The following is a 22,509-nucleotide window of genomic DNA, read 5'->3' as shown; positions in this document are numbered from 1 at the left end:
TCCAATCGCCGCCTTCTCCCTGAAACCGTTTCAATTTGCGTGGCTTCACTTGAGCTGCGCGGAAAGTTCGCAAGCGATCTCCTGATCTGCAACTTGCATGCAACGGTTGACGATGACGTTGGATCCGTTGCCATGAGGGTGCCACGGAGCTCAATTTGGATCGAGCGCCACAAGCGCGCGGCGGAATTCTGGCTCGCTGAGGACTACTTCACCGGCGCCAAGTGCATTGGCGTGATCTAGTGCGCGGGAGGTGAGGTTCTGCGCAATCTCGACTGCGCGGGGCAGGGGCACCCCGCGCGCCAGCCCCGCGACTATCAATCCGGCGAAGAGATCACCAGTGCCAGGCAGGCCGATTGGGAGACGCTTCGTCGGATGGCGGCTGATGATACCCTCGGGCCCCAGGATGACGCTTTCGATCTGACCAGGAGTGGTATCTTCCAGCGCGCAGCCGGTGGTGATCAATTGAGCCTCTGGCGCAAAGCGCAAAATCTGTCGTGCCGCTTCCAGGTCCCAAGTAGTCGCGACTTTTCGCTCGGTCAACCAACTCAGTTCGAACGGGTTCGGTGTTGCGATGTCGGCCATCGGCAGCAACCGGTCACGCATCACGTCGGCAATGGCTTCCGGCACATAGAGGCCAGGGTCCGTATCGCCCATCACCGGGTCGCAGAGGTATATGAGGGCTGGGTTCACGGCCTTTGCCTCCGCCACGAAATCCGCCACCATCAGCGCCACGTCGAGCGAGCCGATATAGCCCGTCAGGATAAAATCCGCCCGTTCTGTCAGGCCCCGTTCCCGTGCGCCCTGCAACAGATCCGAAAAGAACTCGGGCGGCAGCGCACGTCCGTGCTGAGTTGGGTAATTGGGCGTATTCGAAAAGATCACCGTCGGAATTGCCGCCACTTCCAGCCCCGCCGCCTGCATGGGGAACAGGGCTGCCGAATTGCCGACATGACCAAATACGACCTGGCTCTGGATGGAAATCACGAAAGGGGGAGGAGTCATCGGTGCCCTCCAGTCTCTTGCGCCAGTCCTCGACCCGGCCGCTCTCCTGCCGCCACACCGCATGTTTGCGCCAACCCTCGGCCAGCACGTCGAGCTCGGCAATGCCCTTGTTCGCTGGGGTTCAGCCGATGGACATAAAGCGCATGCCAGAGCCGGTGCAGGGGTGCCGGGTTGAAGAGTCGGAAAGATGCCACCGTCAACATTAACTCGTTGTTTGTGTTGATTGCGCCGCGAATCGATTGGCGTAGCGCGGGCAGACCGGCCTGCCTGTCGTGCATTTTCATGGAGCAGCAGGTGGACATGAGCCTCGCGGAAAAAAGTTAACCGGATCAAGGGCGACGCCCTCTTCGATCGCATCAAGCGCCGTGTTCAAATCCTCTATCTCCTCCGCTGCCGCCAAATTTGCCTTGATCTGCTTCTTCGATGCTTCCTTGGCCGCTTTTGGTTCATCTTCGGCGATCCGCTCCCTTTCGGCGGCTTTCGCTTGAGCGCTGGTGCGCCAGGTGCCATCAAGCATAGAACGCCATGCAGGTCGTTCGGATGGCCGATAGAGGCGATGTAGCCGTCTCGGTCGACCACCAACGCCTTCGGGATCTCGACAGAAAAACTCGCCTCCATCAAACCGTGTTCATTGTGCCTGTGTCGTCGAGCGCGACCCGCAGGTTCGACTTCGGGAACCGGCCCACCACGCGTCCCAAAGTCCAGAGCCTCCCCGACGAATGCAGCGCTTTCTTCTGCCACAACTGCGACGGCCCCAACTCCACTGTTCTTGTAAGTCTCCTGCAGCTCTATCAGATTGTGCATCGCACCCTCACAAGATTCACACGAGGTTCCACAAAACTCGCGGATGTACAATTTGCCCGGCTGGAAGCTCGCAAGGATTTGCCACGTATCCAGTCCCGCACTTTGAGTGCAGGCGCCAGAGAGTCCATTTGCAAGACTGGAGCACTCGTTGGAAGTGTTTTGTATGACATAGCTTGGTCTCCAACTAGGACGAGACACTCGGGTTAAAGGGAACGGCATCGCCGCAGCCCCTCGTGGTGCCTCGTGGGGATAAATGGCACAAACCGTGCCAGTTCGCTTTTGTGCAGCGAGCGCACGGATGCGCTTTGAAAGCCTTCCCGGCGTGAGCGTCGCGTGGCATTGCCCGCGCATGGGCCTAAGCGATGCCGCCGTCCAGATCCACGCCACCATCACCGCTGATATTGGATCCTCTCCAGGATAACGTCGACACCGAACCTGAGCGGGTCCGTGGCCGGAAGATCGTATTCCCTGGTCAGAGACGCCAGATAGTCGCGGGCCTCCTTTTCGTTAAGGGCCTCGGTATTGGCGGCGATGCCTACACATTTGATGAAAGGGTTCGTCAGCCGTCCGCATGCAATCGTCAGGTCGATGACATCGCGGATGGTTGGTATCGGTGCCTGCACGCCACGCATGGTCTTGCGCGTCGGTTCGTGACAGACTACGAATACGTCGGGCTGCGATCCATGTAAGAGGCCAAGGGAGACGCCAGCGAAGCTCGGGTGGAAGAGGGAGCCCTGACCCTCGACGAGATCCCAATGACAGTCGGTTTCCGCGTCGGGACTAATCCACTCTGCGGCGCCCGAGATGAAATCGGCCACCACTGCATCGACGGCAACCCCCCGCCCGGAAATGAATATGCCGGTTTGGCCAGTGGCGCGGAAGTCAGCATCCCAGCCCTTAGCGCGCATCGCGGCTTCAAGACTGAGCGCGGTGTACTTCTTTCCGACGGAGCAGTCGGTTCCGACTGTCAGGAGGCGATTGCCACGACGTTTGGTGCCCTTGCCCGTCGAAAATGCGCGATCGGGGATGCGCACGTTGTGAAGGCTGCGCCCGTTGCGCTTGGCTGCAGCAGCAATTGCCGGAATAGCCTCAAGTGTCACATGGAGGCCGGAGGCGACATCGAGTCCGGCCTCCAACGCCTCAACGATGCTGCTCATCCAGCTTTCCTTGAGGATGCCGCCCGCATTGGCTACGGCGACAATCATGGTTTCGGCCCCCTGGGCTTTCGCGTCGCTCGGCGACATGTCATTCAGGTGGACATCGGCCTTGCACCCGCTGAGCCTCCATTGGCCGACGCACCAGCTTTTGCGCCAGTGTGCGATGCCGGCTGCTGTCTTGACAGCCAGGTCGTCGGCCGCGTCTCCGAGGAACAATAAAAAGGGGCGTTTCAATTCCATCGCTGTTCCATTCTATGCGATTACAATTTCAAGAACACACGGCCTGACGATCTGCTGTCCTCAACATGATGACGTCTCGATGAACTCGGGACGTGTGGGTTCAATGACAGCGCACCTTGCTTGCTTGTCACCATGAATCCGCCATCGCCCGCGGACAGGTGCTTGCTCTTTTGCATGCTGAAGCATCCGATGTCGGACAGAAGCCCAACATGTTGCCCCTTGTAGAGTGCGCCATGAGCCTGAACGCAGTCCTCGATGACCGCAATGCCCTGCTCTCGCGCATGGCAAATAATCTCATCCATGTCGCAGCTAGTGCCGTGCATGTGGACCACGATGATTGCCTTGACGTCCGGTGTGATCGCAGCCGCCAACGCGAGAGATGTTGTAGGAATTCGGATCAATGTCGACGAAACGGGGGATCGCTCCAATACGTAGCGGTGCCACTCCTGTGGCAGCCCAGGTATAGGAAGGCAGAAGCACAACGTCCCCCGGGTGGATGCCGAGAGCTATGAGCGCCACTGTCAGGGCGGCTGTGCCGCTACTTGCCGAGACCACATAACCGCCGCCGATCCATTCCTCCATGCGCCGCTCGAACGCATTGATAATGCCCAGTCCCGATCCGGATAATTCTCCGGAAGAGATACATGCGGCGACATCCTCGTAAGCGGTTCTCGTTAGAGCCGGCCATGGATGCATCTTTTGGTTCTCGGCTAGCATTGCAGCGGCATTTTGGGAGCTTGAGATCTCACCGATCCTCGTCATCCGATCGGGTTTTTCATGCGCACCTCGATCAAGCCGGCCGGACATTCTTCTTGCCTCGACGGTAACCGGCAGGCGAGCTTCCTGCGGAAGGTGGGGCAGGGCCAGCCGCCAGCCGTTCCTCAGCAATATCGAGCCGCCCCACAAGGCTTCATCCTCCACCGAGATGATCGGCTCCTCCAGGTCCTTCTTAGGGATATACGCTGACAAGACGTCGCCGTTTATGCGAATTGTGAGTTTCATTATCTGTCCGTTCTGTCAGACCAGTGGCAGTTCAGTCATCCCGCGAGCGGCGGCATATTACCCCCATGTCCCGACAAGCGGCTTGGATGAGCTCGCATGTGTCCGGTAGCCTCACCATATCCTTCTGGCGTGTTCAATTTCCTGTCAGCAACGGCTTCAAGTCTCCGGTGTAAAGTGAATGAATGTGTCACCCGAAAGGGTGGAGGTCCGCAGCATCTGCCGCCGCATGACCGTGTTCGTGCGAGGTGGACGCGTGTCTGCGCTGTAACCGGCACCTGCTTGATACAGACTACGAGGTGCATGGTGTTTCTCCAGAATCCAATCCCATGCAGGTGCCACCTTGTTTTCTTCGCTGGTTGTTCGGTCCGATAAGAACCATCTCGATGCGTTCAGCAAATCTTGCGTTGTCCATCATAAAAGGATCCCCGCGTGGCGCATCGCGTCATCGATCTCTTCTTGAACGGAAGGACTGATCGTGACGAGTGGTAGGCGCAAATCCCCACGCATTCGGCCAAGACGCTGGAGCGCGTATTTCGCCCCCGCCGGGTTGGTTTCAAGAAAAAGCGCCCGGTGCAGCGGCATCAGACGGTCCTGCAGTTTCAAGGCGGCGGCAAAGTCGCCGTTCAGGCAGGCCTGCTGGAAGTCAGCGCAGAGGGCCGGTGCGACATTCGCCGTCACCGAGATGCAGCCATGTCCGCCATGCGCCATATAGCCAAGCGCCGTGCCGTCTTCACCGGTCAAGAGATTGAAGTCTTCCCCGCAGGCCATGCGCTCGAGGGACGGGCGCAACAGGTTGCCGGTTGCATCCTTGACGCCCTTCACATTCGGGCAGTCTTCAAAAATGCGGGCCAACGTTTCAACGTGAATTTCAATGGCGCTACGGCCAGGGATATTGTAGACGATGATCGGAACAGTAGACGCAGCATCGATCGCCTTGAAATGCTGGTAGATCCCCTCCTGGGTGGGCTTGTTGTAATAGGGTGAAACGATCAGTACTCCGTCGGCGCCGGCGTTCTGCGCATGGCGAACGAAGGCGATCGCTTCCGCCGTGCTGTTTGATCCGGCGCCCGCGATGACGGGCACACGCCCGTTTGCGGTTTTGATCGTGATCTCGACCACCTGCTCATGCTCGGATTTGCTGAGCGTCGGGCTTTCCCCTGTTGTCCCGCATGGAACGAGACCGAAGGATCCCTCTTCGATCTGCCACTCGACGAGGTCGCGCAATGCAACCTCATCGATGCGATCATCAGCAAAAGGCGTGACAAGCGCGGTAATCGAACCCTCAAACATTCTTTGCCCCTTGAGTTGTGGATGGATTTGAGCAGGCGTGGCTCTGTGTTTTCATGCGGTTGATGCACACCACCTTCGGCTGCGTCATGTCCTCAGAGGCAAATCGGACGCCCTCGCGGTCCATGCCGTCATATTTGAAACCGCCAAACGGCATTGCATCGAAGCGGTGGTCGGAGGAGTCGCTGATCATGACGCCACTGGCGGCTGACCAGTACCCATTTTAGTGCCTTCAAGCAGAATCAGCGCTTTCTTCGGCAGTGGTTGACCTTTCCATTTGTGTTTAATTGCCTTCCTTGAAGCTGCGGATGGAACGCGGAAGCCGTGGCCGCCGCGCATGTTAGCCATGACGTTCATGCGGCTGTGGAAGTGCGCCTCGTTTTTTGACGGAGAGCCGAGGCTGCGATCTTCGATGGGCGCGGTTACCAGCTCAGCCTTCCGCGTGGGCTTGCCGATACCCCCCTTACCGTAGAACGCGATCTGACGCGGAGCTGCCATCTTGCTTCCTTTGTTGTTTAAACTATTTCGATTGTTCCGACACATGAATGCGCAACAGCATGCGCGCCCAGGGCTGATCGTGCAAAAGTCGTGCCAGGCCGAGGGAGTTACTAATAATGCTAATGGCTGTTTTTCAGAGAGTTAGATCGGAAAGTGGCCGCACGGTTGGAGGAACAATCTGTGTCGTAAAGCCGACAAAAGCGACGGACAATGTCGTATGCCTGGTCGCCACGCGTCCAGGGTCCGCATATGCGCACGTCTAGTAGGCCATTACCCGTTGATCCTTCGACCAACACAAGTGCTCGTCGTTTCATTGGTGTTGACCTTTCCTTGAGGTTCACCGCTTCGTCCCGTGGAAATGTCATGGCGCCCCCGATTGGAAATTTCGGCGATCACTGCCGACAAATGGATGAGAGGGTTGTGTGCGTCAAGTTCTGCAAAATTGGGCGGTCATGCGTGCTGGTCATGCGGCTTGACGGAGTGCGAGTTTCTTGTGCTCTCGCAGGTCGTCCATGTTGATGTAGCGATTGGCCTCCATCCAGTTTTCGTGGGTTTCGACGGCGAGCGCGCGGACGAGGCGTAGGCAGCTCTCGGTATTGGGAAAGATGCGCACGACGTAGGTTCTGCGGCGGATTTCCTCGTTGAGGCGTTCCAGCATGTTGGTGCTCTTGAGGTGCTTGTGATGCTGGCGCGGCAGACGAAAGAAGGTCAGCGTCTGCTCGATGGTTTCCTCAACCCAGGAGGTCAGGCGCGGATAGCGGACCGACCATTTTCCCAGCCACGCGGCGAGATCGGCCTTCGCCTCATCAAGGTCGCGGCGATCATAGAGCCATCGAAGCTCCTGCAAGCAATCGTCGCCATGTTTGCGCGGCAGGTGATCGAGGGCGTTCCTGAGGAAATGCACGTAACAGCGCTGCCAGGCAGCTTCCGGAATCACCTCGCCAATTGCCGCGACGAGACCGGCATGGTCGTCGGAGACCACCAGTTCGACGCCCTTCAAACCGCGCCCTTTCAGCCTGACGAGGAAGTCCTTCCAGGCGCAACGGCTTTCACGGCCGGCCATCTCGACCGACAGGATCTGCCGCCGTCCGTCCCAGTCGATGCCGACAGCGATCAACACCGCCTGGCTCATCACCACACCGGCCTCGCGCACCTTCTCATAACGGGCATCGAGAATCAGGTAGGCAAACGGCTCTTGAAGCGAGCGCTCGGCAAAGGCCTTCAGGCTCTCGTCCAGCCGCTTGTTGATCGCCGAGATCGATGACGCCGAGAAGGCATGGCCGCACAGCTCCTCGGTGATCGCCTTGACCTTCCGCGTCGACACCCCTTGCACATACATCTCCGCCAAGGTTGCCACCAGCGCCCGCTCGGAGCGCTGGTAGCGTTCGAACAATTCGGTGGAGAAGTGCCCCGAGCGATCCTGCGGCACCCGCAGCTCGAGCTTGCCCACCCGCGTGATCAGCGTGCGGCCATAGTGGCCCGAACGGTAGCCGAGCCGCTCCGGCGTGCGCTCGCCTTTCGCAGCTCCCAGCGCCTCGTCCATCTCCGCTTCCAGCACCTCCTGCATCACCGTGCGGATCACCTCGCGCAGCCCATCGGGGTTCGAAAGCAAAATGTCTTTGACGGCGGCGCTGGCTGTCCTACCTTCAGTCTTGGTCATGGTGGCGTTCCTTCCAGGGAATCAGGTGACGTTCAACATCACCAGCCTGCCATGACCGCCTCTCTCAGTGAATTTGCAGAACCTTCAGCACACTACCGATGAGAGTGGAATTTCCCTAACCGGGGAAAGTCAGCACTCAGGTACTGGAGAGCCGTGACGAAGGACGGTAAAGCGTTTTTTAGTCGCCACCGTCGATTCACTGCGCCGGCAAACGCGGAACTGGGCCATGCCGCTCTCGATGCAGATAGGTGTATAAGCCCAATGCCCCACCGCCGGCTGCGCCGCCTCGGAGTTGGGCCCTCCACTGGCTCATCCGGTTGGGATGCACATCAGACCGTTGGACCAGTTCGGCAGAGTCTTCTTGCGCTTCACGGCGACCAGGCCACTTCTCCCTTGAAAGCCCGGGGGTGGTTCCGGCCGGGTTTCTTGCTCATCGTCTCCCTGTTCGCAGCCGCGCAGAACCCCACTTATCCCCTTTTCCCAATTCCGGAGCCCAGTCCACCTGCGCTGGTGCAGGTAACGGATTGTTCCTAGTCGTCGATGGTCGGAAACGGTGTAATCGACCAGGTGATTGAGTCGACTGCACGCTGAAGTATCGCCGAGGTTTGGGTAGGGTTTGGAGAAGCGGCGATGACATGTCCGATACAGTCTTGGCAGTCGCCTTTCATGATGATCGGCGTCGGGGGCTTAATATACCATGTGACCTCGGCGACACCCGGTACACCAGCTGCCTGATCGGCGCCATCGATACGGTCGAGGGTGCCGGCTCGATCCGGAACCAGGAACCGTGCGGACGCAGTCTGCGAATGCCTTTTGCGCAAATCGCATTCGTCGCCAATGACAAGCTTGATGTGCTCCATGACAAGATCGACACCGCAAGCCAGCTGAATCAGCTGAGGATCGGGCGAGCCAGCAAGACGCGGATTGACTTCAATGACAACCAGGCCACGCTCTGTCCACCGGAATTCAATGTTCGTTGGTCCCCAGTTAAGGTCGAGAGCGCCTAAGCAGCTCAGCGAAACATCGGTGATACGCGTCCGCTGGTCATCAGTCAGCGAGGCCGGATAGGTGTACTCACGATAGACGAAATTCGGCGGGGGTCCGAAATCACCGGCGCCTATCTCAATGATAGTATTCCCCATTATATCAGCAATAAAATAGGGCCCCTCTGCGAATTCTTCGACCAGTATCCTCGGCGAAGTCTGCCATTCGTACGTTCCGCCCAGCAGATAAACCGTGTGTTCGGCTAGCTCCTCGGCATCGCGGCACAAACGGACACCGGTGCTTCCGTTGCCAGCGGCAGGTTTCAGGATCACTGGCAGGCCGATCTCCGCGGCAGCACTTTCTACCTCCGCCGCATTCGTTGCCATGCGACAGACAGGTACGGGAACACCAGCCTCCGCGAGCAGTTGACGCTGGATGAATTTGTCGCAGCATTGATCAATCGATGCGGGGTTTGGTCCCGGTAGACCGAAATGCCGACAGAGCTTGGCAACGGTCGCATAGACCGCCTCGCCGGGGACTGGAAGGCCCGTAATGCCGACAATGTCATAGGTCTCCCGGAGCCGGGAGCATTCACGGATCAGCGCGTCGAGATCGTCCGTGTCGACACGGATAGCCTCGACGTTTTCCGTTGCAAGATAGTTGTAACGTGCCGGGTCAGCTGACAGGACAATTGGGTGCAATCCAAGAAGCTTCGCCGCTTGGACGTATAGCTGACCAGTACCCATTCTAGTGCCTTCAAGCAGAATCAGCACTTTCCTTGGCATTGGTGGTTGACCTTCCGGTTTGCGTGGCATTGCCTTCCTTGAAGCGTAAGCACCCGATTGGCACCGCCTGCCGGATAGCGCCTTGATGACCTAAGACACGTCATTAACGACGTCGTTAGCGACGTGTCTTAGGTGAGGTATGGGATGCGTGTCGAAATTCTTGGTCAGGAACGGCGGCGGCGTTGGGGTGACGCGAAGAAGCTCGACGTTGTCATGTCGATTGGGCTCGACGGTGCGACGGTCACGGAGGTTGCCCATCGGCACGATGTAAGCCGGCAGCAGATTTACGCCTGGCGGCATGAGCTGAAGAAGAAGGGTTTGTTGCCGTCCACGGCCGATACGGTCTTCGTTCCCGTAGACATGGCCGCCATGCATGGCGCCCCGCTGGTGCGTGAGGACGTTGCGCGCGTGTCTGCAATGATCGAGTTGCGGTTGAACGATGGGCGCAGCCTTCGCTTCGACAGTGGCGTCGATCCCGCCGTCCTCACTCGGCTCATCCGGGCGGTTGAAGCAGCATGATTGGACCAGGAACCGGTGTTCGAGTGTATCTCGCTTGCGGAGCCACGGACATGCGCAAAGGGGTAGAAGGTTTGGCTGCGCTTGCGCAGGATGTGCTGCGCCAGAAGCCGACGGGAGGTGCAGTCTTCGCGTTTCGAGGCAGACGGGGCGATCGTTTGAAACTCCTGTATTTTGATGGCCAGGGCTTCTGCCTGTACTATAAAATTTTGGAGAGGGGGCGTTTTCCATGGCCTTCAGCAGCCGATGGAACGGCCCGGCTGACAACCGCGCAACTGGCCATGCTTTGGGAAGGGATTGATTGGCGACGGCCCAACTGGGGCGCTCCGCCGGCGCGTGTCGGTTGATTTTATCTCACTGAATCTGCTTGTTTTTATGGATACTCGTCCTGACCTATGGTAGTCAGGATGATGTCAAACGCGAGCCAAAATCTTCCCGACGATCCGGCCTTCCTGAAGGCGATGATCGCCGCCTTGCAGGCGGAAAACGCGAAGATGTCGGCGACGTTGCAGGCGCACGACCAATTGATCGGGGAACTGCGACTGCGCATCGCCAAGCTGAAGAAACAGGTCTTCGGCAAGTCCTCGGAAAAGATCGAACGGGAAATCCAGCAGCTGGAACTCGCGCTGGAGGATCTTTTAATCGCCGCAGCGGAAAACAGCACCAAGCCGCTCGATGAGGTCGATGCGGCAGTGCCTGCCGCGCCTGTGGCAAGCAGGCCCGAGAAGACCATGCGCCGCCGTCCGCGGGTATCGGAAAAGGCAGCGCGCGAGCGCAAAGAACTCGATCCGGGTACCTGCTGCCCCGATTGCGGCGGTGAATTGCGCCTTGTCGGCGAGGACGCCAGCGAAATCCTCGACATGATCGCTGCGCAGATGAAGGTCATCGAGGTCGCCCGATTGAAGAAGTCCTGCCGTTGCTGCGAGAAGATGGTGCAGTTGCCGGCGCCGAGCCGTCCGATACCGGGCAGCATGGCAGGTGCTGGGCTTCTGGCTTACATTCTGGTCTCGAAGTTCGACGATCACCTGCCTTTGTATCGCCTGAACGAGATCTTCGCCCGCATGGGCGCCGACATTCCGGACAGCACGCTGGTCGATTGGTGCGGTCGCGCCATGCAGGTGCTCCAGCCGCTGATTGAGCGGATCGAGGCGGTGGTCATGAGCAGTGACCTTCTCCATGCCGACGACACCCCGATCCGGGTGCTCGATCGTTCTCTTCGGGATAAGGGGTTGGGCAAAGGCGTGAAGAAGGGCAGGATCTGGACCTATGTCCGCGATCAGCGTCCCTGGGCGGGCGCTGCTCCACCGGGAACGGTCTACTACTTTGCTTCCGACTGGAAGGAAGAGCACGTCCACCATCACCTCAGGCAGACAAGCGGCATCCTTCAAGCTGACGGCTACAAAGGCTACGGGAAGCTTTATGAGCCAGGAGCGGACGGCACAGGCCGCTTCCGGGAAGCGGCCTGCTGGGCGCATTGGCGACGTGACTTCCATGATATCTGGATCTCGAACAAATCCGAGATCGCGCGCGAGGCTCTCGACCGTATCGGCGCGATTTACGACATCGAGCGCGACATTGCAGGCCAGCCTGCCGATATCCGCCTTGCTGCTCGTCAGAAGCACAGCACAGCAAAGGTCGAAGCCTTGCGCGTCTGGGCTGAAGCGCAACTGACCCGTATTCCGGGCAAGGGCGATCTGGCGAGCGCCTTCCGTTACGGCCTGAGCCGCTGGCACTCATTCTGCCTATTCCTCGAAGACGGTCGCGTCGCCATGGATAACAACGCCGCCGAACGGGCCCTGCGCCCCATTGCCGGACATGAGTCATTATGCACCCCCTTTCTAAGTAATTGAATTTATTGGAAGGGCGATTTGCCGAGGGTCGCGATATGGGCGTTTCCGTCGTCTATTGTTAATCGCTTCAATGATATCTTCGCGTTCGATATCAACGGCTTTAATCTGATAAGGCGCTCTGGGCACGACTTGTTCGGCCGGCAGGATTTTTGCCTTGATCAGGTTGCGGATGACGTGGTTTGTCACGCCGAGTTTGGTGGCCGCCTCCGTCATCGTCAGCCATTTGCCGCTCTTTTCGGCAGAAAAGTATGCGTGAATATCGTTGACACGGCGGATCGAAGAGACGCGGTGAGCCGTCCAGGTGTGGCCAAAGCCTGTGCGTATGCCCATGCGATTGAGAGTGGCTGCGATATCGCTGTCGCTCCATCTTCCAGCCATGGAACGCATGACCTCAAGAGCGTCTTCGGACGTATTGCAACCATGTTCGCCGGTCTTGGGCTTTCTGACGCGCAGTTGCGAGTGCTGACCACCCTGCCAATGGATTGTCAGGACGACGTCGCGCGCTTCTTCGTCGACATCAGCGATGATGTCCTTGATCAGCGCCCGCGCGAGGCGCTGCCGCGCCCGCGTGCTGACGCCCGGCGCATTCCAGGCGGCCTGCAGATCTTCCGCCAAGCCATCTAAATCAGGCAGCTTTGCCGGGGTATCCGGGAGCTGTTCGGCGTCAAGGCGTGTCTTGCAGGCCTCCAGGCGTTTTAAAGCGACCTCCCAGTTCTTCTCCAGCGTTGCCGCGATCAGGCGATTGTCGGGATCGCAGGCGGCGTAGCGTCGTTCTGCGAGCGCAGCTTCATATTGCGCCTTCTGCAGGTCGAGTTCAGCGGCGCGGCGGCGTTCAGCTCGCGCCTCAGACTGCATGTGTTCAGCTTGCATCGCCGCCTCTATCGCCATCGGCTGGACTACGCGCAGAAGCTCCGCGGCAACCGCTTTGTCAATTCGCGGGCCGCCGAAGCCAAGACATCGATTGAGTCCTAACATCAAATTGGGGCGTTCGCAGCGGTAAACCGGACGTGGCGTTTTGCCGGTATAGGCGACGCACAGGCGCCGCCCGCAACGACCGCAGGAAAGGAGCCCAGAAAGCAGCGCACGCCCACCGCGGCCCGATTTTGCACCGCCCTTTTGCCCATAGGCGTTGGCGGCGAGCAGCGCCTGGTTGCGTTCATATTCGTCCCATTCGATATAACCGTCGTGGTGATCTTTGAGAAAAACTTCCCACTCCTCCTTCGGTTTGCCATGGCCATAGGTCTTGCGGGCGCGGCCATCGATAATCTCGGTGCGCTTCTCGCTTTTGCCGTAAGCATAAACGCCAGCGTAAAACGGATTCTTTAGCACCGAGATGACATTGCGATATCGGATCGGTGTCCAGTCGAAAGTCGTCGTGTTGCGTCCGTCCGTCGGACGTGGGAAGCAAAGCTTGTCTTCCGTCAGCGACAACAGTACCTGGCGACCGCTTCTCAGCTCTCGAAACCGGCTGAAGATCAGACGGACGGCTTCCTGCACGCGCAGATCCGGATCGAAACCAAGGCCCGCATCGCGGTACCAGATATAACCGATAGGAACGCTGATGCGCAGCTCTCCGCGTCTGGCCTTGGCACGCGCAGCGTCGAGCATGCGCGCGCGAATAATGCCAAGCTCGAACTCGCTGATCGTGCCCTTCATGCCCAAAAGCAAACGATCATTAGGAGAGCACGGATTATAGACGCCGTCCTGGTCGATGACGCGGGCGTCCACGAGGCCGCAAAGTTCGAGCAAATGATGCCAGTCACGCCCGTTTCGGGCGAGACGCGAAGCATCGAAACACAAAACGGCGCCGACGTCTCCGGCGCAGAGCCAGGCGACAAGACGTTCGAACCCCGGACGGGCGACCGCGCCGCTCGCCGACAATCCGAGGTCATCATCAATCACCTCGACCCGTCGGAAACCGTGCTGGCGCGCAGCATCCACAAGATCGTATTGGCGCCGTTGGCTCTCGAGATTTTGCATGACCTGGCTTTGGCTCGATTGTCGCACATAGACGACGGCTTTACGCTTCAGAAGCGCTGGCGGCAGAGGGCTAAACGCGTTCATGCGGCGCCTCCTTCTCCGCTACACAGGCCGCCTCCATCAACAACATGGCCAATGCCATCAGTGCGGCTTCCCTTTGGCGCGGGCTCATCCCACGCGTCTTCACCGAGTCGAACGCCATGATCATCTGGCGCGGACCCTCGGGTGGAATTGGCGTTGGCAGTTTCATCTGGAACCTCCTCGTCAACTGCTTTGGCAGTTGACGAGGGTGCCCTCTCACCTTGAGGGGTCAATAGACTGGCGAGTTCAATGAGCGCTTCAAGGGAAGCACGGGGCTCGCCAATCTCCATGCCCGCACAGGCAATCGGATCCAGCATCCACGTCGGAATGACAATGACATTACCGGGCGTCGTCTCGATGTGCGCGACCGCCCCGCCTTTGCGATGATCGACGCCCTGACGTCTCACGCGCTTCCCAAAAAGCGGATGATGTGGGTAATGAATGGTCACATATTCGCCGATATGGGTAGAATGACCTTGCAATGGCCATGAACCGCCGCAATGCGCTCTTTGCGGGGCACGATGAAGGGGGCCGCAATTGGGCCCGGTTTGCCAGCCTGATCGGCACTTGTAAAATGAACGGCGTTGAGCCCTACGCCTATCTGTGCAACCTCTTCACCCGCCTCGCAAACGGCCACCTCGCCAAAGACATCGATGCCCTGATGCCATGGGCCTATGCCGCTCGCATCCAGGCCTCACAATGAGCTCGTCAGATACTCTTCGGTGAGCTCATTTGACGGCCCGTCGATCAACCTCAGATCGCCGCAACTGAATAATCGATGGGGCGTGGACGCCGCATACGCTGGACCTCGAGATGTTGCAGGATGTCATTCGGCGAAGCTTCAAGGCCTGCTCGGAAGCGGGAGGTGGTGAAGGGTATGTGCCGGGATTGGACGATCTCGATCCGGCGTGCTTGCGGCGCACTCGACTTGAGCGGTCGACCTACCATTACACCTCCCGGTATTCTTCGACCGGGTTTGCAGCAGTGATCGTTTCGGAGATCCGCATGCCGCCGCTCCTGAGGCGTTCGATGCACTGGCCGATTTCGTCGGCGCCGGCCGAGGCAAGCTGCTTAGTAAAAGCGGAAATCTCCTGCTGCATGTGTCCGAACGACCGAGATGCTTCAAACAACGAAGGAAACAAGGTGGCAGCTCAGCGTTAGATCGCGTTCTACGGCAAGGGGGGGTCGGCAACGGCCGTGGCGGTAAGTCCAAGCGGAGCCCTGAGCAACTGAAAAATGACCTTGACGCCTGGTCTTTGACTCGCCTGCCTGCTTGGCAGGAAAATCGGCCCCGTCCGGCGATCGATGAATTGAATGAGGGATGAAATGTCAGTCCAGCGAGGTCATGAGGAAAGAATCCTTCACTGAAGCTTGATTTCGTTAACTTCAGGGTTCTCTAATGGGAGTGTGAAAATCGTTTGTTTGGGAACAATCATCTCCGCTATGGATACCGCACATGCGTTTTAGGGGCCTAGATCTAAACCTCCTCGTCGCGCTCGACGCACTGATGACCGAGCGCAAGCTCACGGCCGCCGCACGCAGGGTCAAGCTCAGTCAACCGGCCATGAGCGCGGCTATCGCGCGCCTGCGCACCTATTTTGGCGACGAGCTGTTTTCGATGCAGGGCCGCGATCTTATCCCGACACCGCGTGCCGAAGCGCTCGCCCCTGCGGTGCGTGAGGCCTTACTGCACATTCAGCTCTCCATCATTGCTTGGGATCCGATCAACCCAGCCCAGTCGGATCGCCGTTTCAGGATCATCCTTTCGGACTTCATGACACTTGTATTCTTTGAGCGGGTTGTGGAGCGCTTGGCTCGGGAGGCTCCTGGCGTCAGCTTCGAGTTGCTGCCGCTAGACGACGATCCCTATGAGCTTCTCCGGCGCGGTGATGTTGATTTTCTAATTCTTCCGGACTTGTTCATGTCGAGTGCGCACCCTAAAGCGAAGCTGTTTGCCGAGCCACTCGTGTGCGTCGGCTGCCCGACGAATGAGCAGTTGCTTGGGGATCTCTCTTTCGAAAGATATATATCGATGGGGCATGTTGCAGCCCAGTTCGGGCGTGCCTTGAAGCCCTCCTTCGAACAATGGCTATTGCTGGAGCACGGCTTCAAGAGACGTGTCGAACTTGTCGTGCCAGGTTTTACCTTGATTCCGCCGTTGCTGCCGGGCACCAATCGTATAGCCATTCTCCCATTGCGCCTGGTAAAGTATTTCGAACAAACGATACCCCTGCGGATCGTCAAGCATCCGCTGCCACCCCTCTGGTTCACTGAGGCTGTCCAGTGGCCCGCCCTCCACGACAAGGATCCCGGAAATGTCTGGATCCGGGAGTTACTCTTGCAGGAAGCCTCGCGCAGCGAATTTCAGGGAGAAATGTCTTAGGCGCCCCCAAACGACATTAACTGGCTTCTCGTCGAGACTGTACTTCATGGGATCAAAATGCATCCGCCGATAGGCGTGATCGTCAGGCCTTGTCATCTTCAAGGTCGCGGCCAGAAGCGCGCCTACAAGCCGCCCTCGCCACCGGGTTTTTGCTGCGTCGGCTAGTGGGATGTCCGCGCGGTCGGCTGCAGCGCGGTTCGGGATCGGGATTTCGACGGCGATTGCCTGGATCGCGAGCGCCCGGCAGGGGCAGGTGAGCGCTGCCAAGCAGGGTCGACCTGGAGGTTCCCGTCTCGACGATCATGAGGCTTTCATCATCGGCATGATCGAGGCGTCGAAGGACATCACTCTGAACAGATGGTTTTGCGTCTGGAAGAGGACCGATCCGTCTCTATCGGCCGCAGCACCCTCGACGTCTGGCTGCGCAAGCGCGGCTTCACATTCAAAAAAAGCGCATTGGAGCAGGAGCGGCCAGACCTCCTGAAGCGGCTTCAGGACTGGTTCGATGCACAGCTTGACCTCGATCCAGCCCGCCTCGTCTTCATAGACGAGATGGGTCTTTCCATGCCGATTCCGATGAAGCCGCCCCTTTGTTCCGAGATGATTGCGCCCCCGGTGTGGATACCGGAACAATACTCCCCAAATGTGCCGTTTGAATCTTCCCCAGTTTGCGCCGTGAGCGGTCTTCCGGCGCGCGCCCCGGAAGATCGGTCACATGTTATCACCGATACTGCTTCCGATGGTCGGAAGGGGGATTTCGGTGATCAAGCTGAGGGAGATGATGATGATCCTGGATCTACATCGGCAAGGTCTGTCGGTGTCAGCGATCGCCAGGCAGGCTGGTATCGATCGCAAGACGGTGCGCAAGTACATCGAGCGCGGGCTGGAGGCTCCGGTCTATGGCCCGCGCAAGCCAAGAGCGACGGTGATCGACCCGTTCGCGGCCTATCTTCGCGAACGCGTGCAGGCCTATCCCGGCCTGACAGCGCGGCGGCTTTTCCGCGAGATCAAGGATCTCGGCTATTCCGGCGGCTACACGGCGCTGACCGACTTCTTGCGTGACGTTCGACCACCGAGCGAGCAAGGGTTCGAGGTTCGCTTCGAGACGCCGCCGGGCGAGCAGGCGCAGGTCGATTTTGCCCAGTTTCATGTCGTGTTCACCGATGAACCGACGACGCCGAGGATCGTCTGGTTGTTTTCCATGGTGCTCGGCTACAGCCGCCTCATCTGGGCGCGCTTCGTCATGGTGCGCCCGGCATGGGCGCATTCCTGCGGGTGGAAGTCCCGCCACGAGCTGGTCACAGCGAGTGAAGTGAAGCGCAACTGCGTGAGGGTGACCGAGCGTGGGGAGGAAGCGTGGAGCGTAAACCGCGTGCCGATGAACAAGAACCGGATATGAGGCGGTGCCGACCAGGGCGAGCGGGCCATGAACCGCGAAGCTCTCGTGACCAAGGGGCGGCGGCGTAGATCCGGCGGTGGTGCGGTGAAGGAATGCGTTCTTACCCGGGGAGATCTCGCCTTGCGCCTGAAAGGGCGACGGTGTCGAGCCGGAGCGAGAAGTCAGCAGAGGTCGTAGTAGCCGTATCCGCGGCGAAGGACCGAACGAAGAGGAGTGCTTGAGGCATAGCGATGCAGGAAGCCAGGCATCAGATGCCCGCGAGAGCGGGGCGGTCCGTGGGGAGACAGGGTGAAGCCCTGTCTGAACCGGGCAGCGATGAAGCGACCTGCCCGCGCTGTGACGCGCAGAGCACAGGGCCGGGGCTGCTGGAAGCGGCCCTGGCGCGCGAGAACCTGCAAAGAGCTTGGAAACGGGTGAAGGCCAACAAGGGCGCGGCTGGTGCGGACGGTCTGTCCATCGAGGCGACCGCGGCTCATCTGCGCACGTCGTGGCCTGGCATCCGCGAACGGGTTCTGGCGGGAACGTACCGGCCGATGCCGGTGCGACGGGTGACGATCCCGAACCGGATGGGGGCGAGCGCGAGCTCGGCATCCCGACGGTGACGGATCGCTTGATCCAGCAGGCGCTGCTGCAAGTGCTGCAGCCGCTCCTTGATCCCGCTTTCAGCGAGCACAGCCACGGCTTCCGGCCGGGCCGTAGTGCGCATGACGCTGTCCTCGAGGCGCAGTCATACGTGCAGTCGGGCCGGCGGATTGTCGTGGACGTCGACCTGGAGAAGTTCTTCGACCGGGTCAACCACGACATCCTGATCGACCGCCTCAGCAAACGGGTATCGGACAAGCGGGTTATCCGCCTGATCCGGGCCTATCTGAACAGCGGCATCATGGACCATGGCGTGGTCCAGGAGCGGGTGATGGGCACGCCGCAAGGCGGGCCGCTGTCGCCGCTTCTGGCCAATGTGCTGCTCGATGAGGTGGATAAGGAACTGGAACGCCGGGGCCATTGCTTCGTGCGCTATGCGGACGACTGCAACGTTTACGTTGGCAGCCGCAAGGCGGGCGAACGGGTCATGGCGCTTCTGCGGCGGCTTTACGGACGGCTGCACCTGACGATCAACGAGGGCAAGAGCGCGGTTACCAGTGTGTTTGGCCGCAAGTTCCTCGGCTTCAGCTTCTGGCGGGGCCGGGATGGCGCGGTCAAGCGCAGGGTGGCCGACAAGCCGCTCAAGGCGTTCAAGCGCCGCGTCCGGCAACTGACCCGCCGTTCGGGCGGGCGCAGCATGGCGGAAGTGGCCGAGCGCCTGCGCGTCTATGTTCTGGGTTGGAAAGCCTACTTCCGGCTGGCACAAACTCCAAGGCTCTTCAAGGAGCTGGAGGAGTGGATGCGTCACCGGGTGCGCGCGATCCAGCTCAAGCACTGGAAGCGTGGCAAGACCACCTACAAGGCCCTGCTTGCCAAGGGCGCCAAGCCCGAAGTGGCACGGCAGATCGCGGTCAACAGCCGCAGATGGTGGCGCAACAGCGGCATGTTGCTCAATTCGGTCCTAACCCTCAGGTGGATGGATGCCCTCCGTATCCCCCGCCTCGCCTGACCTCAACTCTTCGAACCGCCCGGTGCGGACCCGCATGCCGGGTGGTGTGGCAGGGGCGCGGTCACAACGGCCGCCCCTATGCCGATCATCAGAACCTGCCGACCGTGCTGCGTTGCCATGTCGCCGCCTTCGAGGCGATTGGGGGCGTTCCGCGCGAGATCCTGTACGATCGGATGAAGACGGCAGTCATCGGCGAGGGCGAGACAGAGGGTATTGTCTATAACCGTGCGCTTGTTGATCTCGCGCGTCACTACGGCTTTCATCCCCGGGCATGCCGTCCCTATCGGGCCAAGACGAAGGGCAAGGTCGAGAGACCGTTTCGCTATATTCGGGAAGACTTCTTCCTGGCGCGCTCGTTCCGCAACCTCGACGACCTCAACGCTCAACTGCGGCACTGGTTGGACAGCGTCGCCAATCCGCGCACGCATGCCACCACCTTACGCGTCGTCAATGAGGCTTTCGCCGAAGAACGGCCGCATTTGCGACCGCTTCCGCTCGCCGCTTTCCGCTCGGTTCTGAAGTTGGAGCGCCGCATCTCCCGCGAAGGCATGGTCAGCGTCGGCGGCAATGCCTACAGTGTTCCCGACGCGACCGGCAGCCGGATGGTCGAAGTCCATTCGCTCGCGGACGAGGTCCGCATCTTCGAGAACGGCACGCTGATCGCCGTCCATCCTGTCCTCGAGGGGCGCAGGCAACGACACATCCACCCCGATCATCGTCGAAGCATGGCCTGCCAGCGTTCACTGCCGCCGTCCACCGATAGCAGCGTCGTTCTTCAGGGCGCTGGCGACAGAGTCTCTCATCGGTCGCTGGCGTTTTATGACGCCGTGGGCAAAGCCATGGCACGGGAGAACCGCCCATGAGCGTCGCCTTCGATACTGCATCCTCAATGATCGATCGCATTCGGCACGATCTCGTCGGCCTGAAGATGCCCCGTGCGCTCGAGGCTCTCGATCACGTTGTTCGTCGCCTGGAGCATGGCGAACTCTCCGCATTGGAAGCCATCGACATCGTGCTCTCCGAGGAGCTGACGCTGCGCGAGAATAGCCGTATCAAGACCGCGCTGCGGATGGGGCGGCTTGCGACGATCAAGACGCTGGCCGGCTTCGACTTCTCCTTCCAGCCATCGCTCGACAAGGATCGGATCTTCACCCTCGCACAGCTCGGCTTCATCGAGCGGTGTGAGGCTGTCCACTTCCTCGGCCCACCGGGAACGGGCAAAAGCCACTTGGCCACCGCTCTCGGCGTCGAGGCCGTTAAGGCCGGAAAGAGCGTCTACTTCACAACGCTCGCCGATCTGATCGCCGCGCTCTCACGCGCCGAACGGGAAGGCAGGCTGCAGGAGCGCATCCGCTTCTTCTGCAGGCCAAGCCTGCTGATCGTCGACGAGATCGGCTATCTTCCGGTCATCGCCGGCGGCGGCAATCTGTTCTTCCAACTCGTCAACGCCCCGCTACGAACGTGGGGCAATGATCCTCACCTCAAATCGTGGCTTTGCCGAATGGGGCGATGTCTTCGGCGATCCGGTCGTTGCCACCGCGCTGCTCGACAGGCTTCTGCACCATGCCGTCGTCGTCCAGATCGAGGGATCAAGCTATCGACTGCGTCAGCATGCCGAGCTCATGCCGGAGCATGTCCGCTCGAAGGCGCTGATCACGCCGCCAGCCTTCACCCCTCCGCCGAAACCGAGGGGACGGCCGCCGAAAAATAGCCATCTCTCCATGACGACCCCGTCGGCATAATTGGGGAATTTTACTTCGGCACTTTTGGGGAAATTTACAGCGGCATTGACACCCGGTTTCCGGGATGATCTCGCCCCCTGTTTAGTGGGGTCTGCAGGCGATGATTGTTGTCAGTTCATTCAGGCGAGGTCTCAAGCTTTGCGCGGCAGATTTCGGTGCAAACTATCGCCGCTCAATTCGATGCGGTGGGCATTGTGGACCAACCTATCGAGTATGGCATCGGCATAGGTTGGGTCGCCGCGGTCAGGCGTTTGGCCGGGCATCAGGTCCCGCATTGAAGAGTCGCTTGACAGGAACGTAATATGGCATACCATGAGACGTAATCTAGAAGACGGCTACCGATGGCCGCTCGAATACGCAGGGAAGTGCTGGAGGTCTCAAGTCGACAGAAAGGCCCTATCGTTGGCGATCCGCGGCGGGCCGAACACATGGTGAATCTGCCTGCAGAAGCCGTCTATGCGACGATGGCAGAATAGCTGGCGCGCAAGGAGGGAAAGGACATGAAGGCGGACGTTTTCGACCCGAGAGCTTTGCGCGAGGCGTTTGGAGCGTTTCCAACCGCAGTGACGGTCATAACAGCCACCGGTCCGGCGGACAGACCGGTTGGTTTCACTGCCAAGTCCTTTACATCTGTATCCTTGGATCCGCCGCTGCTGCTCGTTTGCGTTCCCAAGACTGCGCGCGACTACTCGACAATGACCACAGCCGAGCACTTCGCCATCAACATATTGTCAGAGGCGCAGAAGGATGTGTCCATTAAATTTGCCCGCCCCGCCGAAGATCGCTTCGCTGCTGTCGACTGGGCGAGGGGTCCGAACGGCTGTCCGATATTCGCGCAGGTGGCGGCGTGGTTTGAATGTTCGATGCATGATGTTATCGAGGCGGGCGACCATGTCATGATGGTCGGTCGCGTGACAGCCTTCGAAAGCAGCGGCTTGAATGGTCTGGGCTATGCTCGCGGCGGCTACTTCACTCCGAGAGTCGCGGCAAAGGCCAATTCCTCTGCAGCGGGCGGAGAGATCGGCGCCGCCGCGGTGTTGGAGCGCCACGGTGCGCTTTTTCCATTGGGCGACGATAATCTGTCCCTTCCGAGTTACAGCGCCGGGGGCGGTGACCCAGCAAAGACGCTGGCGTCCCACCTCGAACAATTGGGACTGAGCGTCCACGATTGGTTTTCTCTGCTCGATCTTTAAGGACCAAGCGGGCGGGCTACGATCACAGACTCGGACTGACCGAGGGTAACCTGCTCAGGTTGCGCATCTAGAGCGTTTGCTCCTCATTATGACACCCTAGCTCCGCACCGATTGCTCTACTGCATGGAGTACTGTTCGGAGATTGTACTGGTCGCGATGCCTCACAGCGCCGTTGACACTGCTCTAGAAGGTTCCGCTGCCGATAGACCAGCGCGAGAAAACGAATGACCCTCGTTTGTCCTTGGCGGGATGTTGGCCTAGGATTTTGCTCGGCGGCCTTAGCAAGATAGTATCACTAACCTGCCAGTTAGCACGATATCGTCCTGGCCGAGGTCATGCGGCAGCGCGTTGGGCC

Annotated in this window: 17 protein-coding genes and 11 pseudogenes; 12 read left to right on the top strand and 16 right to left on the bottom strand. The window is 59.6% G+C overall.

What is annotated here, in order from left to right; all coding sequences use genetic code 11:
- Window positions 1–150: 150 nt before the first annotated feature.
- From pdxY to JOH52_RS29595, 12 genes and pseudogenes are all read right to left on the bottom strand, one after another.
- Window positions 151–1,002, bottom strand: a complete 852-nt coding sequence (pdxY, locus tag JOH52_RS29640; RefSeq protein ID WP_003537322.1) for a pyridoxal kinase — start codon at window positions 1,000–1,002, stop codon at window positions 151–153.
- Window positions 1,003–1,282: 280 nt separating this feature from the next.
- The gene (locus JOH52_RS29635) at window positions 1,283–1,519 is read right to left on the bottom strand and encodes a hypothetical protein (protein WP_014531788.1); all 237 of its coding nucleotides are present in this window, start codon (window positions 1,517–1,519) and stop codon (window positions 1,283–1,285) included.
- A 676-nt stretch (window positions 1,520–2,195) separates the two neighbouring features.
- Complete coding sequence (gene dgcN, locus JOH52_RS29630) at window positions 2,196–3,203, bottom strand: N-acetyltransferase DgcN (RefSeq protein ID WP_003537327.1); 1,008 nt, start codon at window positions 3,201–3,203, stop codon at window positions 2,196–2,198.
- 20 nt (window positions 3,204–3,223) lie between these two features.
- A complete protein-coding gene (locus tag JOH52_RS36015) occupies window positions 3,224–3,526 on the bottom strand; it encodes a DegT/DnrJ/EryC1/StrS family aminotransferase (protein WP_017265599.1) in 303 nt (100 codons plus the stop codon).
- Entirely contained in the window at window positions 3,513–4,010 is a 498-nt protein-coding gene (locus JOH52_RS29620; protein ID WP_307724307.1) for a DegT/DnrJ/EryC1/StrS family aminotransferase, read from the bottom strand. The genes JOH52_RS36015 and JOH52_RS29620 overlap by 14 nt, the downstream gene beginning before the upstream one ends.
- A 6-nt stretch (window positions 4,011–4,016) precedes the next feature.
- Window positions 4,017–4,205, bottom strand: a pseudogene (gene nifT / locus JOH52_RS36300) (putative nitrogen fixation protein NifT); the annotation flags it as partial.
- A gap of 411 nt (window positions 4,206–4,616) precedes the next feature.
- Complete coding sequence (gene dapA / locus JOH52_RS29615) at window positions 4,617–5,495, bottom strand: 4-hydroxy-tetrahydrodipicolinate synthase (RefSeq protein WP_003537331.1); 879 nt, start codon at window positions 5,493–5,495, stop codon at window positions 4,617–4,619.
- Window positions 5,488–5,697: pseudogene (locus JOH52_RS29610) on the bottom strand (hypothetical protein); the annotation flags it as partial. The gene dapA and the pseudogene JOH52_RS29610, both read right to left, overlap by 8 nt.
- Window positions 5,682–5,990 (bottom strand): hypothetical protein, encoded by a 309-nt coding sequence (locus JOH52_RS29605; protein WP_003537334.1) that lies wholly within the window; start codon window positions 5,988–5,990, stop codon window positions 5,682–5,684. The pseudogene JOH52_RS29610 and the gene JOH52_RS29605, both read right to left, overlap by 16 nt.
- A 463-nt stretch (window positions 5,991–6,453) precedes the next feature.
- Window positions 6,454–7,650, bottom strand: coding sequence for an IS256-like element ISRm5 family transposase (locus JOH52_RS29600; protein ID WP_014531784.1), 1,197 nt, complete (start codon window positions 7,648–7,650; stop codon window positions 6,454–6,456).
- Window positions 7,651–7,921: 271 nt separating this feature from the next.
- Window positions 7,922–8,084: pseudogene (locus tag JOH52_RS36605) on the bottom strand (transposase); the annotation flags it as partial.
- A 96-nt stretch (window positions 8,085–8,180) separates the two neighbouring features.
- The gene (locus JOH52_RS29595) at window positions 8,181–9,419 is read right to left on the bottom strand and encodes an ATP-grasp domain-containing protein (protein ID WP_003537336.1); all 1,239 of its coding nucleotides are present in this window, start codon (window positions 9,417–9,419) and stop codon (window positions 8,181–8,183) included.
- A 144-nt stretch (window positions 9,420–9,563) separates the two neighbouring features.
- Here JOH52_RS29595 and tnpA point away from each other — a divergent pair, with 144 nt between their 5' ends.
- The 3 genes and pseudogenes from tnpA to tnpC all read left to right on the top strand — a co-directional run.
- Window positions 9,564–9,938: an IS66-like element accessory protein TnpA gene (gene tnpA / locus JOH52_RS29590; RefSeq protein WP_012477218.1), complete on the top strand. Its 375-nt coding sequence runs from the start codon at window positions 9,564–9,566 to the stop codon at window positions 9,936–9,938.
- Window positions 9,935–10,282 (top strand): IS66 family insertion sequence element accessory protein TnpB, encoded by a 348-nt coding sequence (tnpB, locus tag JOH52_RS29585; protein WP_012477217.1) that lies wholly within the window; start codon window positions 9,935–9,937, stop codon window positions 10,280–10,282. Before tnpA ends, tnpB begins: the two co-directional genes overlap by 4 nt.
- Window positions 10,283–10,345: 63 nt before the next feature.
- A pseudogene (gene tnpC / locus JOH52_RS29580) lies at window positions 10,346–11,743 on the top strand (IS66 family transposase); the annotation flags it as partial.
- A gap of 30 nt (window positions 11,744–11,773) precedes the next feature.
- On the opposite strand, the gene JOH52_RS29575 reads toward tnpC, so the two are convergent.
- Together JOH52_RS29575 and JOH52_RS29570 are read right to left on the bottom strand one after the other, a co-directional pair.
- The gene (locus JOH52_RS29575; RefSeq protein ID WP_014531100.1) at window positions 11,774–13,849 is read right to left on the bottom strand and encodes a recombinase family protein; all 2,076 of its coding nucleotides are present in this window, start codon (window positions 13,847–13,849) and stop codon (window positions 11,774–11,776) included.
- Window positions 13,836–14,015, bottom strand: coding sequence for a hypothetical protein (locus JOH52_RS29570; RefSeq protein ID WP_017266853.1), 180 nt, complete (start codon window positions 14,013–14,015; stop codon window positions 13,836–13,838). The genes JOH52_RS29575 and JOH52_RS29570 overlap by 14 nt, the downstream gene beginning before the upstream one ends.
- 315 nt (window positions 14,016–14,330) lie before the next feature.
- On the opposite strand from JOH52_RS29570, the pseudogene JOH52_RS29565 reads away from it, so the two are divergent.
- Together JOH52_RS29565 and JOH52_RS36600 are read left to right on the top strand one after the other, a co-directional pair.
- Window positions 14,331–14,549 (top strand): annotated as a pseudogene (locus JOH52_RS29565) (transposase domain-containing protein); the annotation flags it as partial.
- 95 nt (window positions 14,550–14,644) lie between these two features.
- Window positions 14,645–14,806: pseudogene (locus JOH52_RS36600) on the top strand (IS3 family transposase); the annotation flags it as partial.
- On the opposite strand, the gene JOH52_RS29560 reads toward JOH52_RS36600, so the two are convergent.
- On the bottom strand, window positions 14,794–14,946 hold the full coding sequence (locus JOH52_RS29560) for a hypothetical protein (RefSeq protein ID WP_017267143.1): 153 nt from the start codon (window positions 14,944–14,946) through the stop codon (window positions 14,794–14,796). The pseudogene JOH52_RS36600 and the gene JOH52_RS29560 overlap by 13 nt on opposite strands.
- A 356-nt stretch (window positions 14,947–15,302) precedes the next feature.
- Between JOH52_RS29560 and nodD2 the strand changes: the two genes are divergently transcribed.
- The 6 genes and pseudogenes from nodD2 to istB all read left to right on the top strand — a co-directional run bounded on the left by nodD2 (window position 15,303) and on the right by istB (window position 20,961).
- Window positions 15,303–16,229 carry a transcriptional regulator NodD2 gene (nodD2, locus tag JOH52_RS29555; RefSeq protein ID WP_014531721.1) on the top strand — a complete coding sequence of 309 codons (927 nt, stop codon included), beginning with the start codon at window positions 15,303–15,305 and terminating at the stop codon, window positions 16,227–16,229.
- 169 nt (window positions 16,230–16,398) lie between these two features.
- Window positions 16,399–16,793 (top strand): annotated as a pseudogene (locus JOH52_RS29550) (transposase); the annotation flags it as partial.
- A gap of 196 nt (window positions 16,794–16,989) precedes the next feature.
- Window positions 16,990–17,472: pseudogene (locus tag JOH52_RS29545) on the top strand (helix-turn-helix domain-containing protein); the annotation flags it as partial.
- Window positions 17,473–18,115: 643 nt separating this feature from the next.
- Window positions 18,116–19,219 carry a group II intron reverse transcriptase/maturase gene (ltrA, locus tag JOH52_RS29540; protein WP_274852902.1) on the top strand — a complete coding sequence of 368 codons (1,104 nt, stop codon included), beginning with the start codon at window positions 18,116–18,118 and terminating at the stop codon, window positions 19,217–19,219.
- Window positions 19,220–19,296: 77 nt separating this feature from the next.
- A pseudogene (istA, locus tag JOH52_RS29535) lies at window positions 19,297–20,082 on the top strand (IS21 family transposase); the annotation flags it as partial.
- Window positions 20,079–20,961 (top strand): annotated as a pseudogene (gene istB / locus JOH52_RS29530) (IS21-like element helper ATPase IstB). The pseudogenes istA and istB, both read left to right, overlap by 4 nt.
- 131 nt (window positions 20,962–21,092) lie before the next feature.
- Here istB and JOH52_RS29525 read toward each other — a convergent pair.
- Window positions 21,093–21,200, bottom strand: a pseudogene (locus JOH52_RS29525) (ATP-binding protein); the annotation flags it as partial.
- 261 nt (window positions 21,201–21,461) lie between these two features.
- Between JOH52_RS29525 and JOH52_RS29520 the strand changes: the two are divergent.
- Complete coding sequence (locus tag JOH52_RS29520; protein ID WP_014531712.1) at window positions 21,462–22,154, top strand: flavin reductase family protein; 693 nt, start codon at window positions 21,462–21,464, stop codon at window positions 22,152–22,154.
- Window positions 22,155–22,509: the final 355 nt, after the last annotated feature.

Origin of the sequence: Sinorhizobium meliloti, from assembly GCF_017876815.1 — a bacterium.
GTDB classification, from domain to species: domain Bacteria; phylum Pseudomonadota; class Alphaproteobacteria; order Rhizobiales; family Rhizobiaceae; genus Sinorhizobium; species Sinorhizobium meliloti.
This window is presented reverse-complemented; position numbering and strand designations above follow the sequence as displayed.

Excerpts from the sequence above, each read along its gene's own strand:
- JOH52_RS29620 (WP_307724307.1), bottom strand. The coding sequence starts at position 4,010 with ATGTCCGGCCGGCTTGATCGAGGTGCGCATGAAAAACCCGATCGGATG.
- JOH52_RS29520 (WP_014531712.1), top strand. The coding sequence starts at position 21,462 with ATGAAGGCGGACGTTTTCGACCCGAGAGCTTTGCGCGAGGCGTTTGGA.
- tnpA (WP_012477218.1), top strand. The coding sequence starts at position 9,564 with ATGCGTGTCGAAATTCTTGGTCAGGAACGGCGGCGGCGTTGGGGTGAC.
- pdxY (WP_003537322.1), bottom strand. The coding sequence starts at position 1,002 with ATGACTCCTCCCCCTTTCGTGATTTCCATCCAGAGCCAGGTCGTATTT.
- dgcN (WP_003537327.1), bottom strand. The coding sequence starts at position 3,203 with ATGGAATTGAAACGCCCCTTTTTATTGTTCCTCGGAGACGCGGCCGAC.
- JOH52_RS29595 (WP_003537336.1), bottom strand. The coding sequence starts at position 9,419 with ATGCCAAGGAAAGTGCTGATTCTGCTTGAAGGCACTAGAATGGGTACT.
- tnpB (WP_012477217.1), top strand. The coding sequence starts at position 9,935 with ATGATTGGACCAGGAACCGGTGTTCGAGTGTATCTCGCTTGCGGAGCC.
- JOH52_RS29605 (WP_003537334.1), bottom strand. The coding sequence starts at position 5,990 with ATGGCAGCTCCGCGTCAGATCGCGTTCTACGGTAAGGGGGGTATCGGC.
- JOH52_RS29560 (WP_017267143.1), bottom strand. The coding sequence starts at position 14,946 with ATGCAGCAGGAGATTTCCGCTTTTACTAAGCAGCTTGCCTCGGCCGGC.
- JOH52_RS29635 (WP_014531788.1), bottom strand. The coding sequence starts at position 1,519 with ATGCTTGATGGCACCTGGCGCACCAGCGCTCAAGCGAAAGCCGCCGAA.
- JOH52_RS36015 (WP_017265599.1), bottom strand. The coding sequence starts at position 3,526 with ATGCACGGCACTAGCTGCGACATGGATGAGATTATTTGCCATGCGCGA.
- JOH52_RS29600 (WP_014531784.1), bottom strand. The coding sequence starts at position 7,650 with ATGACCAAGACTGAAGGTAGGACAGCCAGCGCCGCCGTCAAAGACATT.
- dapA (WP_003537331.1), bottom strand. The coding sequence starts at position 5,495 with ATGTTTGAGGGTTCGATTACCGCGCTTGTCACGCCTTTTGCTGATGAT.
- JOH52_RS29570 (WP_017266853.1), bottom strand. The coding sequence starts at position 14,015 with ATGAAACTGCCAACGCCAATTCCACCCGAGGGTCCGCGCCAGATGATC.
- JOH52_RS29575 (WP_014531100.1), bottom strand. The coding sequence starts at position 13,849 with ATGAACGCGTTTAGCCCTCTGCCGCCAGCGCTTCTGAAGCGTAAAGCC.
- nodD2 (WP_014531721.1), top strand. The coding sequence starts at position 15,303 with ATGCGTTTTAGGGGCCTAGATCTAAACCTCCTCGTCGCGCTCGACGCA.